We start from the raw sequence: 16,111 nt of genomic DNA, 5'->3' as shown, positions 1-16,111 counted from the left end.
ACAGGACCATGGCAACAATGGTGCTATCAAGTGTTGGTGCAGCCGTTGGCGGCGCAGTCGGTGGCCCTTTCGGCGCTATCATAGGACAAACACTGGGGGCTATTGGCGGGGCGTGGATCGATCAGCAGATCTTCGGTGAAAACCGGGAACTCTCTGTCGGCAAGCTAGGCGACCTGCAATTGCAAACCGCAGCTGAAGGCGCATCTCTTCCCTTTGTCTATGGCCGTGTCCGCGTGACTGGCAACATCATCTGGGCAACGCGGCTCGAAGAGGTGGTCTCCGAAGAAAAGCAGGGTGGAAAATCCACTGGCTCATCGACCAGTATCACCAGCCACAGCTACTTCGCCAATTTCGCCGTCGCCCTTTGTGAAGGCCCTATCACCGCAGTACGCCGTGTCTGGGCCAACGGTACGGAGCTGGACACCAGCGCAATTAACATGAGGGTGTATCTGGGGGCAGAAGAGCAACAACCGGACCCCCTAATAGAAGCCAAGCAAGGCACTGCACCAGCCTATAGAGGCACCGCGTATGTGGTGTTCGAACGTCTCCCGCTGACTGAGTTCGGTAATCGGATCCCTCAACTCGCCTTCGAAGTGCTCCGCTCCATTGAACCACTGGAACAGCAGATCAAGGCGGTCACGCTCATCCCCGGAGCAGGCGAGTTCGCCTACCATCCGCAGGAAGTCATCGAGGAACTTGCCCCCGGCAACACCCGGAGCGTCAACCGCCATGGCAAGGGAGAGGAAACCGATCTGGTCTGCTCTTTGGATGAACTTCAGGCACTGTGCCCAAACCTGAAAAGCGTCGCGCTTGTCGTCGCCTGGTTTGGCGATGACCTACGCGCTTCCCAGTGCACCATTCAGCCCAAAGTGACCTACCAGACCACAAAGCACTTACCTGAGAACTGGAGCGTTGCAGGCCTGACCCGCGCTGAAGCGCAGGAGGTCTCCCGCATCAATGACAGACCTGCCTATGGTGGCACGCCCTCCGATGCCTCCGTCACTGAAGCCATCAAGGAACTAAAGCGCCGTGGCCTTGCCGTCATGTTCTACCCGTTCGTGATGATGGACATCCCCGATGATAACCAGCTGCCCGACCCATATGGCGCAACCAAGCAGTCCAGCTTCCCCTGGCGCGGACGCATCACCTCTGACATCGCAGCAGGACAACCCGGAACGCAGCAGGGAACCAGCGCAGTTACGCCTCAGATAGACGCTTTTGTCGGCTTAGGCAGTGACTGGCGGTTCCGCCGTTTCATCCTGCACTATGCCAATTTGGTAAAAGAGGCCGGGTGTGTGGAAGCGTTTCTCATCGGCTCAGAAATGCGCGGTCTCACCCAATGTTGGGCAGGCGGCGGCACGTTTCCTTTCGTTGATCACCTGAAAACACTGGTCACTGAGGTCCGTCAGATTGTCGGCAGTCAGACCAAACTTTCTTACGCAGCCGACTGGAGTGAATACGCGGGCCACACCCCTCAATCCGGTGACCTGCGATTTCCTCTGGATCCGCTCTGGGCACATGCAGACATCGATTTTGTCGGCATCGATAACTACCTGCCATTATCGGACTTGCGTCAGAACGATGACCCGCAAACAGCCTACAACCTCAAGGACCTTCGGGAGGGAGTAGCCTCCGGCGAATATTACGACTGGTATTATGCCAATGACTCAGACCGAGCTGAGAAAACCCGCAGCCCGATTACGGACGGAGCCTACAACAAGCCATGGGTGTTCCGGCAAAAGGACCTTCAGAACTGGTGGCAGAACCAACATTTTGAACGTGTTGCAAGTGCTGAACAGAACACGCCAACCCCCTGGGTGCCGCAATCCAAACCCATCTGGTTCACCGAACTCGGCTTTCCTGCAGTAGATAAAGGAACGAACCAGCCCAATGTCTTCGTGGACCCCAAATCTGCCGAAAGCGCATTGCCGCACTTCTCCAGCGGGCGGCAGGATGACCTTGTCCAGCGTCGCGCATTGGAAGCAAGCCTCAGTTATTGGGGAACAGACCATCCGGACTGGCCGCAAGGCGACAATCCAGCCTCAAGTGCCTACGCAGGTACGATGGTCGATGCGGACAACGCCTTCCTCTGGACATGGGACGCCCGCCCGTTCCCTGAGTTCCCGACATATTCCGATGTTTGGGCAGATGGTCAGAACTGGCAGCTCGGCCATTGGCTGACAGGTCGTCTCGGTGCAACCTCTCTCTCAGGCCTCATCCGTACCATGCGTGATGATTTTGGACACACCCAAGAGCTGACAGAGATCGCTGAACTGGGCGAAACCCTCGAAGGCCTGATCGTGACAGGCCCAACGTCCTTACGCTCTGCGCTTTCTCCCGTCCTGCAACTCGCCGGAGGCATCGCCGTTGATCGCGGAACCCATCTGGCCATCCTCCCCAAATACGCCAAGGCCACAGATTATGGAAAACTGAGCCTTGCTGACCTGCTGGAAGCTGAAGAGGAGGAGGGCTACATCTCCATCAGCCGCAATGATGGTAGCGACCTGCCAGCTGAACTCCGACTGCGGGGAATGGACCCCAATAACAATTATGAGCCTCTCGTCGTCTCCTCCCGCCGTCTGGAAGGCATGGACAGGCGCACCTCCAATATCCAGCTCCCCATCACAGCTTCGCTCTCCTCAGCCAAAAAGCTGGTTCAAAAAATGCACCAGAGCGTGTGGCTGGATCGGGAGGCCCTTCAGTTTAAACTTGCTCTGAGTAAAATTGCTCTGAGACCGGGGGATGTGCTTGAACTTCCCGGCGAGCTTCTGGGTGATGGCACCACTTCCGTTCAGTGCCGGATTGATCAGATCTCATCTGGTGCTCATCTGGACGTTCAGGCCATACGGCTCAACGGATATCCTAATATCGCTGCAGCAGTCACGGAGGGATCATCACAACGATCTTTCAACGACACCACCTCAGGTCCGCCAATTGTCAGCGTCTTGGATTTGCCAAGGTTCCACAGTGAGGGAGCGGATGATGGAAGCCCGGTGGTCGCTATCTACAATGCGAATTGGCCGAGTGCCTATCAGCTGTACAGCTCCAGCTCAGGTGAAGAATTCACACCGCTAGTGCAGGTGACAGAACCAGCCACCATGGGCATATTGCAAGAACCTCTCAGCCCCGGCCCACTTTGGCGATGGGATTTGGTCTCTCATATCACCGTAAAACTCTACGGAGGCCAGTTACAAAGCCGAATGCTACTCGATGTGCTGTCAGGCGCAAATGCCTGTGCCATTCGCAAAAATGATGAGTGGGAAGTGATACAGTTCTGTAAAGCAGAACTGATCGCCCCCATGACCTACAAACTCACGCAGTTGCTCAGAGGACAATTGGGTACGGAGCATCTGGTTGCTTCGTCGAGCGCTGAGAACGCTGATTTCATCCTGTTAGATCAATCCCTGCTGAAAATGCCATGGACCAGCGACAAAGCTGATGTTGCGCTCTCATATCGTGTCGTTCCAGCTGGCAAACCTCTGGGCTTTAAATGGGCCGTGAACACAAGCCATGCCGGAAAACAAAGCTCACTTAAACCATTCGCACCGGTTCATCTGAGTGCAAGCCAAGCAGATAATGGGGATTTGGAACTTAAATGGATTCGCAGAGCCAGATGGGAGGCGGACAGTTGGGCAACGCCAGATATTCCCCTCCAAGAGGATAAACTTCAGTTTTCTGTCACGCTTTATCGTCGGTTTGAAGGCGAAAATGAACGAACAGCCTTGCGTGAATACGAGGCCACACAGGAAAGCCTGACAATCCCACAAACCCAGCTGCAATCGCTATTTGGAGCAGGTCAGCATCTGGTGGCCTGTGAAGTTGCTCAAAACTCAACGAAATTCGGTTTGGGGACAACTTCAGATTGCTTGGCGAGCGTAACACTTTAACAATTGCTTTTACCGGATTATTTGCAAACCAAGCCAAGAAACATCACAGACCCCAGAGAATCTGCTAGGTCTTTGTTTTGAAATATATAACACCTCGTTCATGTGAGGTTCAGCCAGTGCCAGTTAGAAGACGCCCTATGAGACACCAATTCCACAACCTCTTTTTTCGCTCATTGATGGCACTGGCTTTGGCGGCAACGGTTTTTACATGGTCTGCACCTGCGCAGGCCGCGTGTTTGTCCTCCAGCCAGACCAGGCAAGCTGTTGCCAGCGGTCAGGCGCGACCTTTGGGTTCGCTGCGGGTCAATGGGCAGATACTTTCAGCCAAACTCTGTGAGCGAGGAGGGGGGTTGGTCTATGTGCTGTCCGTACTCAACAACGGCAACGTCTCGCAAGTGACGCTGGATGCACGAACTGGGCGCCGGTTGTAACCGAGCTGAGAAGAACTCTGGATAGAGATTTTTCTGCCTGAATTTGAACGAATTTTGGAAGCGATATTAGGCGATACTGCGCATTCCTATCTGAAAAGTGGGTAACGGTTTTCAGATAGGAATGCGCAACTGAAAAATTAAAGCAGTCTGAACTGCTTTATGAGCCTGAGTGCTTGTGTGGGGTAGATCTTATGCGAATGTTGATCGTTGAAGATGATCGGGATTTGAACAGACAACTGTCTGAAGCGTTGGAAGACGCCGGTTACGTTGTCGACAAAGCATATGATGGCGAGGAAGGCCATTTCCTCGGCGATACTGAACCTTATGATGCTGTCATTCTGGATCTTGGTTTGCCGCAGATGGATGGTCTCAGCGTATTGGAACGTTGGCGCAGAGACGGCCATTCCATGCCAGTCCTTATCCTGACGGCTCGTGATCGTTGGAGCGATAAAGTCGCTGGCATTGATGCTGGCGCAGATGATTACGTTGCAAAGCCCTTCCACATGGAAGAAGTGCTGGCACGGGTGCGGGCACTGGTGCGCCGCGCCGCCGGTCTGGCCTCCAACGAGATCTCCATTGGCGACATTGTTCTGGACACCAAAGCAGGCAAAGTGACGAAAAACGGCATGTCCGTAAAACTCACCTCTCACGAGTTCCGCCTGCTGTCTTACCTCATGCACCACAAAGGCCGAGTGATTTCCAGGACCGAACTGGTTGAACATCTGTACGATCAGGACTTTGACCGCGACTCCAACACCATTGAGGTGTTTGTAGGCCGATTGCGCAAGAAGTTTGGTAGTTCACTGATCGAGACCGTGCGTGGATTGGGCTACAGGTTACAGGAAGAAAATGCCTGATAAGAACAGCGCAGACACCAACAACTTGCAGGGGCTGCTCAACTGGAACCCCATCAGGTTCATTCGCAAGAAGCAACAGGCGTCATTGGCATGGCGTCTGATTTTTGTTGCAGGCCTGTGGGCTGTTGTCAGTCTTGTGGTTGCGGGTGCTATTCTTGTTGCTCTGTTTCGTGAGGCGGGTGAGAAAGCACTGGATGAGCGCCTTGAAGTCCACATGACAGCAATTGTCAGTGCGCTTGCTGCGGAAGGAGAGCAGAAGAACCCTGCATTAAGCCGTATCGGTGATCCACGGTTTAACATGCCGCTGTCGGGATGGTACTGGACCGTACAGCGCGGTGGCAAAGTTCTGTTTGAAAGCGAATCTCTTTTTGGTGACACGCTGCGCCTGCAAAACATGAAGGGCGAACTGGAACTCAAACAAAATATCACTGGCCCAGCTGGTCGCGATCTGCGCCTCTTGCAAAAGCGTATCCAGTTTGGTGGTCTCCAACCTGTAACAATTGCAGTTGCCGGAAGCACGCGAGAGCTTGGTGAAAGTACCGCATCCTTTGCATGGCAAGCGGCGATCACGCTGGGCGTTCTCGGTCTTGGTCTTGTCGCCGCCATCTTCCTGCAGGTGCGCTTTGGCTTGCGGCCGCTAACAGAACTTCAGGAGAGCCTTGGTCGGGTCCGTCAGGGAAAAGAGGAAGAAGTTCAGGAAGATCTGCCAAAAGAGCTGAAACCGCTCGCTGTTGAACTCAATGCTCTCATCCACTCAAATAGAGAAGTAGTGGAACACTCCAGAACTCAGGTGGGAAATCTTGCCCATGCCCTGAAAACGCCTCTCTCTGTCATTACCAACGAGGCTAGAAGTTCAGATGAACCGCTCGCCCTGAAGGTTTCGGAGCAAGCGGATCTTATGAGAGGGCAAGTTCAGCACTATCTGGAAAAAGCACGAATGGCGGCTCAGCGCCGGGTGATCGGAGTATCATGTGAGGCTGCTCCTGTCGTGTCGCGCATGGCGCGCGCTATGGAAAAAATCCATCGCGACAAAGAGCCGGAGATCACGGTTGATATGGATGAGACTCTGTTGTTCCGCGGGGAACAACAAGATCTGGAAGAAATCCTTGGGAACTTGTTGGATAACGCCTGCAAATGGTGTGATAAAAAAGTGTCAGTGGCGCTGAAAAGCAACAATTCCTCTGCGTCACTCATCGCTCTGATCGTAGAAGATGATGGCCCTGGGTTGGGGACTGAAGAGAAAAAACGTGCACTGCGCAGAGGGCAAAGATTGGATGAAACTGTTCCAGGAACGGGTTTGGGTTTATCCATAATTGTTGACATTGCAGGTATTTACGGTGGTTCATTTGAACTTGGTGATAGCGAGTTAGGTGGATTGAAGGCAACGGTGATCTTGCCGTCTCTGACAATCTGATCTGTTTTGGGGCAGGGGTTGCATCTGTTTCAAACAGTCCTGATAGTAAGTGTAACTGTGTTTTAAGGGGTTGCTCCACGATAGCGTTTTCAAGCTAATGACGCTGCTTTGGTTTGAGGCCTTACTGGAAGACCTTGGAAGGGACAAAGAGCCTTTCCGAAAACGGATAAGTCGCAAAAGCGACAAAGAGGATGCATGTTGGTGCGAAACTGGAAAAAACTGATGGTCTTACCTGTCGTTGTTGGCGGTTTAGCCAGCTGTGCGACATCTGATCATGCCACCAGTGCTCAAACCGATGCCGAATCCTCATCTATTTTCGGTTTCTGGTCTTCTGATAGTGAGCAGAATGCAGCAGCTCAGGCTGCAATCGACAGCGCCACAGAAGGCGAGTTGAAGCAACTGCTCAGAAGCGGTGACCTCGACACCGTCTATAAAGCACAGAGCAAAGCGTTGAATGCCTCTGATGCAGGCAACAAAGTTGTCTGGCGCAACCGATTCTCTGGCGCGCAAGGCACAGTTAAGTCTGGTCCGGTCTATTACGTGAATGACCGCCGTTGCCGCGATTTCCAACATACCATTGCGTATGATGAGAAAACGCAGCTGATCAAAGGTGCGGCCTGTAAGGACGGTGAGCGCTGGGCAGCGCTGAATTAGCCCAAAATCCCTCGCTATAAGCAGTTTTTGCTGAAGGAAACACACCTTTCGCATGCGGAAAAGGCTGCTTATCAAGATTTGATTAAGCAATTCCGCCGATAGTTTTGATCAACAAATACAATTTTAGCAGTTGTCGTCTGCTGCGAGTTGTGAGGGTTGAGCGTGTATAAGCTCAACCAGTGTAAAGCTGAGTACCAGAGAGATTTGGATGCACGAGGTCAACCATAAAGCATTGCAAATGGAGAAGGTGTTAGGAGCCTTGTCTCAATCTGCTTTGCGGATGTTGGAACGGTCTGTCGATGATACCGTGCAAAGCGGAACATCCGTGCCAAATGCCGAACTCATGCTGCTCACTATTCGCAGGCTCCTTGGTGAAGCCTCCTACATTCCTGAGAATAAGCTGTCTCTGGATACGCCACTCAAGCGCGCAATTCTAAGCCCCCTTCAACCATTCCTCATTCAAATACCGCTGAGCACGCCACAACAAGGTCGGATCGATGCCACAGTAATGGAGCCGCTCTGGACCTACATGCGCCAGGTGCTTCTTTCTAATGAGTTTACCGAAGCGGTAGAGGCCTTGGAAGAGCTGTGTCAGCAACAAGATTTGCCCACGACCCACGAAACTATCCAGAAAGCACTCTATACATGCGCTGAAGGTCTCCGTCTGCGTTTGGTTGCTGCTGCAAAAAAAGAGCTGGAAGCAGCAGATCAAGACATTCAGATAAAGACAAAGCTTCGCCGCAAGGTTGGAGGCCATGTCAATTTTGATTTCTTCTGTGACGTTCTGGTAATTTTGGAAAGAGCGCCTGCATGGGAAAAGGTGATAGCAGACACTCCACCTTTTGCAGAAGACATCCTGTCCATGACCTCCGGTAACAGTTTGGAAAACATGCGTGCCCATATGGAGCAGTACAGAGCTGAGGCCAATTATCTTGCAGCGCTGTCATTCCTTCGTCTGGACGAAGCGCCTGTTGATCTCATTAAACTGGCTCAAACCCTAGCTGCTGTTCCTGCTCTGAAAGATGTTACGGGCACCCCTTACGCAGCCTTTATAGAGTTTGCTTTGTCTTCTTTGGAGCAAAGTGTGTCTGTCGTTGAAGGTTGGCGCATGGAAGAGGAGGCCATTGTTGGGCTTCCGGAAGCAGCCAACGCCTGCTTGCTGCATTTTGAGGAACTGGAAGACCTTGAAGGCTTCAGCGCTTGTGGTCAATGGAATCAACGCGCAGTACAGCTCAAAAACCGTTTGTGTATTCTGCTACGCGATGAACTGCGCAACCTTCCGGCACAACTGGAGGAGGCAATTGCTTCAGAAACAAAACCTGACCTTGCAGATTTGCAGGGTGGTTATCGGCTGGTGCAGATTCAGCGCGCATATCACAAATGTTTGAGGGGATTAAAACTCGCCAAGTTAGCGTCGCAATATGCAGGTGTGCTTGGCTTGAACGAGCTGCAAATCTCAACCAGAGATCATGTCGAACGTTTCATCGATCGCAACTCCGAGAAGCTTTTGACAGCTCCCAAAGACGAGCAAAACAAGACTGAAAACCTTCCGAATTATGGCGAAATTTCGAGAAAATTGAGCCGTTTAATCTCGATGAGTGAGATCTCGCTGGAGCCGGAAGACACCGCGAACCTCATCCGCAGGCAGAAGACTTATCTGAAAGATGCCGCCTAACCCCCTAGTAGTGCATGCGTCTTTTAGAAAATAAGTGCAACTTCATAGGTATTTTGTGGGTATATGGCTTGTGCGACTGCCCGTCGCAGGGGGGGAACTGTTGCCTTTCACATTTAGAACCTGTCTATTTAAGCCACTATGACATTCTGGTTAGTTCTCGCAATTTTGACGGCGGCGGTCGCATTGGCCGTACTCGTTCCATTGGCTCGCTCTCCCAAGGTTAGTCCTGATGAGCGCAATGATGAAGCTGTGTTTCGTGCCCAGCTCGAAGAAATACAAAAAGATCTTGAGCGCGGTGTAATCGCGCCGGACATGGCAGAAGCCGCCAAAATTGAAGTGTCGCGTCGCTTGTTAGCCGCGCACAAGCAAAACCAGGGAGACCACCAGTCAGCTCCCTCTAAAATGCGCATGCGCATTGTGCAGCTGACAGCGGTTGTTTTGATACCTCTGGCAGCGCTAGGTATGTATTTACAATACGGTTCTCCGGAAATCCCTGACCAGCCACGCGCTGAGCGTTTGGCTGAAACCGCAGGGCAGGCTGATCTTGAAGTTCTGATTGCCAGGACTGAGGATCACCTCAAAGAAAACCCCAACGACGGACAGGGTTGGGCTGTAATCGCACCTGTTTACATGCGTACGAGCCAGTTTGATAAGGCTCGCCGCGCCTATGCGCAGGCGTTGAGCCAGTTCCCTGAAAATCTCGATTTTATGGTTGGTTGGGCTGAAGCAAGCATTTTCGCAAATGAAGGACAAGTGTCCGATGAAGTTGAAAAGGTTTTGCGTCGGATCAATCTTGCTAAGCCTGAAATGCTGCAACCCTACTACTATCTGGCAATGGCTATGGGCCAGAAGGGCCAGATAAACGAAGCGCTGGCTGCCTGGAATGCTCTGCTGAAGACTGCAGATCAAAATGCTCCTTGGGTGGACGCGGCAAAAGCACAGCGTGATGAACTGATCGCACGAGGCGCTGTTGTATCTGGTGAGGCTGCGGCAATCCCGGCACTTGGACAGCCTGCAGGACCTTCTGCTGATGAAGTTGAAGCAGCAGCTGAGATGAGTGCGGAAGATCGCAATGAAATGATCAACCAGATGGTTGTTCAGCTGGATGAACGCCTTAATGAACAAGGTGGTTCTGTTTCCGAGTGGGGACGCTTGATACAGGCCCGCATTATCCTCGGGGAGCAGGTGGAGGCCGCAAAAGCAGTCGCCCGCGCAAAGCAAAATCTCAAGGACGATGCAGCTGCACTGGAACAGATCAACCAACTGGCCACGAGCCTGAATTTGAGCCCTGTCGAATAAAGCAGGGGTTACATATCTTTGATGAATGCCAAGCGGTTTTCGGAAATAAGATATGCCTAGGACAAAGAGGTAGAGCTTCTTTTGATGTTCTATTGAGCTGCAGAATACAAACGCCGTAAGGCATTAGTTGGCAACGTATCTACGGAACTGCGAGTATGACACGTAAACAAAAAAGACTCGGGCTTATTGGTCTTGCGGGATTGGTGCTGGGGTCAGCTGTCGGCTTGGTTCTTTATGGACTCTCCAGCAGCGTGACTTATTTCCAGAGCCCAAGCGACATCGCTGAACAGCAAGTTGAAGTTGGGCAACGCATCCGTCTTGGCGGTTTGGTTGAAGATGACTCTCTTGATAAGAGCCGGGGCTCAGTGATCCTCTTCCGTGTGACCGATCAGGCAGAAGCTATTCCGGTTTCTTACAAGGGCATTTTGCCAGATCTGTTCCGTGAAGGGCAGGGCATCATCGCTGAAGGTCACATGGACGAGAAGGGTGTTTTCATTGCAGACACAGTTCTGGCCAAGCATGATGAAAGCTATATGCCAAAAGAGGTCTACGAGACCTTGAAGGAAGATGGCCACTGGATGGAAGAGGAACAGGCCGCCTCCGCAGAGCAAAGCACCAAAGTAAACTAAAAAGTAAAATCAACCGGCTCTGCCCAAAAGAGCCGGTTATCCAGCGCCAAATGGATACTAGGATATCGTAATGATAATTGAACTTGGCCACTATGCACTCATTCTGGCATTGGTAGTCGCGGCTGTTCAGTCGGTCTTTCCAGTGTGGGGTGCAGTGAATTCAGACCACCGTCTGATGGGGATGGCACCTGGCCTTGCCGTACTTATGTTCCTTTTGACTTGCGTTGCCTTTGCCGCATTGACCTGGGCATACCTGAACTCAGACTTCTCGCTTCTGAATACCTATCAGAACTCTCACAGCGACAAACCGCTGGTCTATAAGATCTCCGGTGTGTGGGGCAACCACGAAGGTTCTATCCTTCTCTGGGTGCTTATTCTGGTGCTGTTCGGTGCATTGGTTGCAGTGTTTTCACGCAACATTCCACAGCGTCTCCGGGCTGCTACTCTTGGCGCTCAGGGCTGGGTTTCCTTTGCATTCCTGCTCTTCGTCATTGTTGCATCAAACCCGTTCACCCGTATCAGCCCTGCACCCTTGCAAGGCTCGGGCCTCAACCCAATGCTGCAGGATGTCGGCTTGGCAATCCATCCGCCAATTCTTTACATTGGCTACGTTGGCTTCTCCATCGTGTTCGCATTCGCTGCAGCTGCGCTCATTCTTGGCAAACTTGATGCCGCCTGGGCGCGTTGGGTACGTCCTTGGATCCTCGTAAGCTGGATCTTCCTGACCCTCGGCATCGCAATGGGTTCTTACTGGGCTTACTACGAACTCGGCTGGGGTGGCTGGTGGTTCTGGGATCCGGTCGAAAATGCATCCTTCATGCCATGGCTCACCGGTACAGCGCTACTTCACTCCGCAATCGTAATGGAACGTCGGGATGCTCTGAAGGTTTGGACTGTCTTCCTTGCACTGCTGACATTCTCCTTGTCGCTGCTGGGGACCTTCCTCGTCCGTTCAGGTGTTCTCACCTCCGTACACGCATTCGCAGTTGATCCGGCACGTGGTCTCTTTATCCTTGCGATCCTGCTGATCTTTGTCGGCGGGTCACTCACACTGTTTGCCTGGCGCGCACCATTGCTTCGTCAAGGTGGCCTGTTTGCACCAATCAGCCGCGAAGGTTCGCTGGTACTGAACAACCTGTTCCTGACAACAGCCTGTGCCGCGGTCTTTGTCGGTACGCTTTACCCACTCGTTCTGGAAGCCTTCTCTGGCGACAAGATCTCCGTGGGTGCGCCATTCTTCAACCTGACATTCGGCCCAATCATGGTGCCAGTACTGATCCTGATGCCATTTGGTCAGCTTTTGGCATGGAAGCGTGGTGATGCGTGGGGTGTGGCCCAACGATTGACCTCCGCTTTTGTCATCGCAATGCTAGCGACTTTCGGCCTGATCTGGTTCATGGGCGTCAGCACAACAAGCATTATGACAGCGCTTGGCTTCGGTTTGGCATTCTGGGCGATCTTTGGATCCCTTTGGGAAATCGTTGAACGTTCTCAGCTGTTCAAAATTGGCTTTGGTCGTTCCATGGCCCGTATCAAAGGCTTTGCACCAACTGTCTGGTCTACTGTGCTGGGCCATGCTGGTCTTGGGATTACCGTTCTGGGTATTGTGACAACAATGGCGTTCGAATCTGAACGCGTTGAAGTGATGCGCCCAGGCGATACGCTGGAACAGAACGGTTACAATGTGACCTATGAGAAGAGCTGGACCCAAAATGGTCCGAACTATCAGGAGATGGTCTCCCAGTATACTCTTCGCAAAGGTGGCAATGTCGTCGGTATCATGGAGCCATCCAAGCGTGCTTATAATGCCAGCGGAATGCCAATGAGTGAAACATCCATTGCGACCTTCGGCTTCTCGCAGGTGTACTTTGCAACGGGTGACTCTGACGCAAATGGTGGTATTGTTACGCGCATCTACTTCAAACCGCTGATCACGCTGATCTGGATTGGTACTCTGCTTATGTCTTTGGGTGGTTGTATTGCCCTCTTTGATCGTCGCCTGCGTGTTGGTGCTCCTGTTTCAGCCCGCAAGCGCAAAGGCGTAGCAGGCGGTGTTGCAACAGCAACCCCAACTCCGGCGGAGTAATGGCCATGAAGATGAAGTTCGTACTGGTATTGATCTCTTCTGTTCTTCTGGGAGCTCCAGCTGCTTATGCAGTCAATCCGGATGAAGTCTTGAAAGATCCTGTTCTGGAAGAACGTGCACGCGAAATTTCCAAGGAAGTGCGCTGCGTGGTCTGCCAGAACCAGTCTATCGACGACTCCAACGCTAAACTGGCGAAGGATCTACGCCTGCTGGTGCGTGAGCGACTGGTGGAAGGGGACAGTGACAAGGAAGTCATGGACTATCTTGTTGACCGCTATGGTGAGTTTGTCCTTCTCAAACCGCGCTTTGCGTTCCATACCCTGTTTTTGTGGGGCGGTGGACCTCTCGCATTACTGCTTGGAGGCTTTTTCCTGTGGCGTACATCGCGAAAGAAAAAGCATGCACCGCTGAAGAGCAGTACAGCGGGTGTCAAGCCACTCTCGGAAGAAGAGCAGGCCGAACTCGACAAGCTCATGTCTTCTAAATAAGACTAATAACAGAGCCCCGCAGACATGGTTTGCGGGGCTCACGTTTAATCACATCTTCTTGCAACCAGTTGAATTGTAAAGACGCCTGTAAGCGCGCACTAGATACCTGTCTCTTAATATATATTCCGAATGTGCCAGCTGCGCAGGAAATGACAGGAACAGTTCAAATGGCAAACGATCCCATTAAATTGGAATTTGAAGGCTCTCAGGGAGCGCATCTTGCAGCGCGTCTGGACACACCAGACGGTGAACCAAAGGCCTATGCCCTGTTCGCCCATTGCTTCACTTGTTCCAAGGATCTTTCCGCAGCACGACGCATTGCATCTGCTTTGACCAAAGACGGGATTGCTGTTCTGCGCTTTGACTTCACTGGTCTTGGCAACAGCGGCGGCGACTTTGCCTCCACCAACTTCTCATCAAATCTTCAGGATCTTGTTCGCGCCGCTGATTACCTGCGAGAGCATTATGAAGCACCAAAGCTGCTTGTAGGGCATTCTCTGGGCGGCGCAGCTGTGCTTGCAGCAGCCTCTGAGGTGCCAGAGGTAAAAGCAGTTGCAACAATCGGTGCACCAGCCTCAGCAGATCATGTGATTCATAACTTTGGGGCTTCCCTTGATGAGATAAAAGAGAAGGGCGAAGCTACCGTCCAGCTCGGTGAACGACCGTTTAAGATTAAACGCCAGTTTATCGAAGACCTTGAAGCGCAGGATGTTCGGTCGCGCGTTGCTGTGCTGAAAAAGGCAGTGTTGGTTCTTCATTCGCCAATTGATGCCACGGTTGGCATTGAGAATGCTGCTCAGATTTTTGAAGCAGCGAAGCATCCGAAATCATTTGTGTCTTTGGATGATGCCGATCACCTGCTGTTTAAATACAAAGATGCAGATTATGCAGCACGCGTGATTGCAGCATGGGCAAGCCGCTACATGCAGGGCTAATAAAAGACTGGTGGGAGCAACTACGAAGTTTTCCCATCATTACAGAAGATTAATGTGGCAGATAGGTGTTTGTAAGGTTCGCTCTGGCATAGTCATTCTCAACGAAATGCAAAAGCCCGTTTTCCCCGGTTGGGCTGAGATTGACTAAATGGAGTTGAGCCAAATGAAGTTGACCAAGAACGCAAGTTCCAGCGTTGTTTCCCTGTCTGCTGCAAAAACCACTTCCAAACGTCGTTCCCGTCTTCTCAATGGCACCATGGCACTGGCAATTGCAGGTGCAATGGTTGCTCCGCTGACACTTGTTCCGGCAACCGCTCAAGCCGAGCCTGTCCGCGTAAACGCGCCAGCAATGCCGAGCTTTGTTGGTTTGGTCGAAGCCGTTCAGCCAACAGTTGTTTCTGTGCGTGTTCGCTCTGAGGTTAAAGAGAATGATCGTCTGGCGGGCATTCCTCCAATGTTCCGCGATATGCCGGATGATCACCCACTGCAGAAGTTCTTCCGCGAGTTTGGTGGACCAGGTGGTGAGCAAAAAAAGAAAGCCCCACCACGCAAGCGCTTCGATCAATCTCAAGGGTCCGGCTTCTTCATCTCTGATGATGGCTATGTAGTGACCAACGAACACGTGGTTGAAGGTGGAACAGAGTTCACAATCGTAACCAGTGAAGGCGAAGAACTGGAAGCCTCATTGGTTGGTTCTGACAAGCGTTCTGATCTGGCTCTCCTGAAAGTGGAAAGCGAAGAAAAGTTTGAATACGTCGCCTTTACAGATGATGCACCACTGGTTGGTGAATGGGTCGTCGCAGTTGGCAACCCGTTCGGTCTGGGTGGCACTGTAACGGCAGGCATTGTCTCCGCCCGTGGTCGTGACATCGGCGCTGGCATCTATGACGATTTCCTTCAGATTGATGCCTCTGTAAACCGTGGCAACTCCGGTGGTCCTGCATTCAACGTGAAGGGTGAAGTTGTCGGCGTGAACTCTGCGATTGTGTCTCCAAGCGGTGGCAACGTGGGAATCGCATTTGCGATCCCGGCGCAGACTGCAAAAAAGATCATCTCTGACCTGAAAGAAGACGGCGCAGTAACCCGCGGCTGGCTTGGCGTTCAGATCCAGCCTGTGACCAAGGACATCGCTGAATCCCTCGGTCTCGAAAACGAAAACGGCACGCTGGTTGCCGAAGTTCAGGGCGATACCCCTGCAAAAGCAGCTGGCTTCCAGGCTGGTGATATCATCCTCAAGGTCGATGGTGAAGAAGTGAACGGCCCACGTGAACTGGCAAAGGTCATCGCCGGATATTCACCAAACACCGAAGTGAAGATCGAATACTGGCGCAATGGTGAAATCGAGACCGCGACTGTGAAGCTCGGCACTATTCCTGAAGAGAAAAAACAAGCCTCAGCGAGCAAAAGCAAGGATGCGAATACCGCATTGGTAGACAGCCTTGGCTTGGAACTGGCAACTGCTGAACAGGCAGGTGTTGATGAAGAAGGCGTTGTTGTCACCAAAGTAGATCCAGATGGACCTGCTGCTGACAAAGGCCTCGCACCTGGTGCGATCATCACCGAAGTTGCTGGTGTTAAAGTTGAAACACCAACGGATGTTGCAGAACAGGTTGATACAGCACGTGAACAAGGACGCAAGGCAGTTCTGCTGCGTGTCACCCGTGGTGAGAACACACTCTTTGTAGCGATCCCGCTGGAAAAGGGTGAAGAATAAGCCACTTACAAGAATGCGGATCACGAGAAACGCCCCTCTCGT

Annotated in this window: 11 protein-coding genes and 1 pseudogene; all 12 read left to right on the top strand. The window is 52.3% G+C overall.

Translation table 11 applies throughout. The features are described from left to right. Positions 1–8 precede the first annotated feature (8 nt). The 12 genes and pseudogenes from PsAD5_RS19065 to PsAD5_RS19010 all read left to right on the top strand — a co-directional run bounded on the left by PsAD5_RS19065 (position 9) and on the right by PsAD5_RS19010 (position 16,069). Entirely contained in the window at positions 9–3,887 is a 3,879-nt protein-coding gene (locus PsAD5_RS19065; RefSeq protein ID WP_063293228.1) for a baseplate multidomain protein megatron, read from the top strand. Positions 3,888–4,024: 137 nt separating this feature from the next. Then, entirely contained in the window at positions 4,025–4,318 is a 294-nt protein-coding gene (locus tag PsAD5_RS19060) for a PepSY domain-containing protein (RefSeq protein ID WP_208981842.1), read from the top strand. A gap of 191 nt (positions 4,319–4,509) precedes the next feature. Continuing rightward, positions 4,510–5,175, top strand: coding sequence for a response regulator transcription factor (locus PsAD5_RS19055; RefSeq protein ID WP_057465896.1), 666 nt, complete (start codon positions 4,510–4,512; stop codon positions 5,173–5,175). Next, positions 5,168–6,589 (top strand): ATP-binding protein, encoded by a 1,422-nt coding sequence (locus PsAD5_RS19050; protein WP_063293226.1) that lies wholly within the window; start codon positions 5,168–5,170, stop codon positions 6,587–6,589. Before PsAD5_RS19055 ends, PsAD5_RS19050 begins: the two co-directional genes overlap by 8 nt. A 222-nt stretch (positions 6,590–6,811) precedes the next feature. Next, positions 6,812–7,243, top strand: coding sequence for an RT0821/Lpp0805 family surface protein (locus PsAD5_RS19045; protein WP_208980734.1), 432 nt, complete (start codon positions 6,812–6,814; stop codon positions 7,241–7,243). Between the two features lie 208 nt (positions 7,244–7,451). Beyond that, positions 7,452–8,918, top strand: coding sequence for a hypothetical protein (locus PsAD5_RS19040; protein ID WP_063293224.1), 1,467 nt, complete (start codon positions 7,452–7,454; stop codon positions 8,916–8,918). A gap of 138 nt (positions 8,919–9,056) precedes the next feature. Beyond that, on the top strand, positions 9,057–10,217 hold the full coding sequence (ccmI, locus tag PsAD5_RS19035) for a c-type cytochrome biogenesis protein CcmI (protein ID WP_063293223.1): 1,161 nt from the start codon (positions 9,057–9,059) through the stop codon (positions 10,215–10,217). A 155-nt stretch (positions 10,218–10,372) separates the two neighbouring features. Continuing rightward, positions 10,373–10,846, top strand: a complete 474-nt coding sequence (ccmE, locus tag PsAD5_RS19030; protein WP_082597161.1) for a cytochrome c maturation protein CcmE — start codon at positions 10,373–10,375, stop codon at positions 10,844–10,846. A 70-nt stretch (positions 10,847–10,916) separates the two neighbouring features. Next, a complete protein-coding gene (locus PsAD5_RS19025) occupies positions 10,917–12,932 on the top strand; it encodes a heme lyase CcmF/NrfE family subunit (protein ID WP_063288184.1) in 2,016 nt (671 codons plus the stop codon). A gap of 5 nt (positions 12,933–12,937) precedes the next feature. Continuing rightward, complete coding sequence (locus tag PsAD5_RS19020; protein WP_206599746.1) at positions 12,938–13,420, top strand: cytochrome c-type biogenesis protein; 483 nt, start codon at positions 12,938–12,940, stop codon at positions 13,418–13,420. Between the two features lie 167 nt (positions 13,421–13,587). Next, positions 13,588–14,346: pseudogene (locus PsAD5_RS19015) on the top strand (alpha/beta hydrolase family protein); the annotation flags it as partial. 172 nt (positions 14,347–14,518) lie between these two features. Continuing rightward, the gene (locus tag PsAD5_RS19010) at positions 14,519–16,069 is read left to right on the top strand and encodes a Do family serine endopeptidase (protein WP_063293334.1); all 1,551 of its coding nucleotides are present in this window, start codon (positions 14,519–14,521) and stop codon (positions 16,067–16,069) included. The last annotated feature ends 42 nt before the right edge of the window (positions 16,070–16,111 follow it).

This window comes from Pseudovibrio sp. Ad5 (assembly GCF_001623095.1).
Classification (GTDB): domain Bacteria; phylum Pseudomonadota; class Alphaproteobacteria; order Rhizobiales; family Stappiaceae; genus Pseudovibrio.
This window is presented reverse-complemented; position numbering and strand designations above follow the sequence as displayed.

Excerpts from the sequence above, each read along its gene's own strand:
- PsAD5_RS19065 (WP_063293228.1), top strand. The coding sequence starts at position 9 with ATGGCAACAATGGTGCTATCAAGTGTTGGTGCAGCCGTTGGCGGCGCA.
- PsAD5_RS19060 (WP_208981842.1), top strand. The coding sequence starts at position 4,025 with ATGAGACACCAATTCCACAACCTCTTTTTTCGCTCATTGATGGCACTG.
- PsAD5_RS19055 (WP_057465896.1), top strand. The coding sequence starts at position 4,510 with ATGCGAATGTTGATCGTTGAAGATGATCGGGATTTGAACAGACAACTG.
- PsAD5_RS19050 (WP_063293226.1), top strand. The coding sequence starts at position 5,168 with ATGCCTGATAAGAACAGCGCAGACACCAACAACTTGCAGGGGCTGCTC.
- PsAD5_RS19045 (WP_208980734.1), top strand. The coding sequence starts at position 6,812 with ATGGTCTTACCTGTCGTTGTTGGCGGTTTAGCCAGCTGTGCGACATCT.
- PsAD5_RS19040 (WP_063293224.1), top strand. The coding sequence starts at position 7,452 with ATGCACGAGGTCAACCATAAAGCATTGCAAATGGAGAAGGTGTTAGGA.
- ccmI (WP_063293223.1), top strand. The coding sequence starts at position 9,057 with ATGACATTCTGGTTAGTTCTCGCAATTTTGACGGCGGCGGTCGCATTG.
- ccmE (WP_082597161.1), top strand. The coding sequence starts at position 10,373 with ATGACACGTAAACAAAAAAGACTCGGGCTTATTGGTCTTGCGGGATTG.
- PsAD5_RS19025 (WP_063288184.1), top strand. The coding sequence starts at position 10,917 with ATGATAATTGAACTTGGCCACTATGCACTCATTCTGGCATTGGTAGTC.
- PsAD5_RS19020 (WP_206599746.1), top strand. The coding sequence starts at position 12,938 with ATGAAGATGAAGTTCGTACTGGTATTGATCTCTTCTGTTCTTCTGGGA.
- PsAD5_RS19010 (WP_063293334.1), top strand. The coding sequence starts at position 14,519 with ATGAAGTTGACCAAGAACGCAAGTTCCAGCGTTGTTTCCCTGTCTGCT.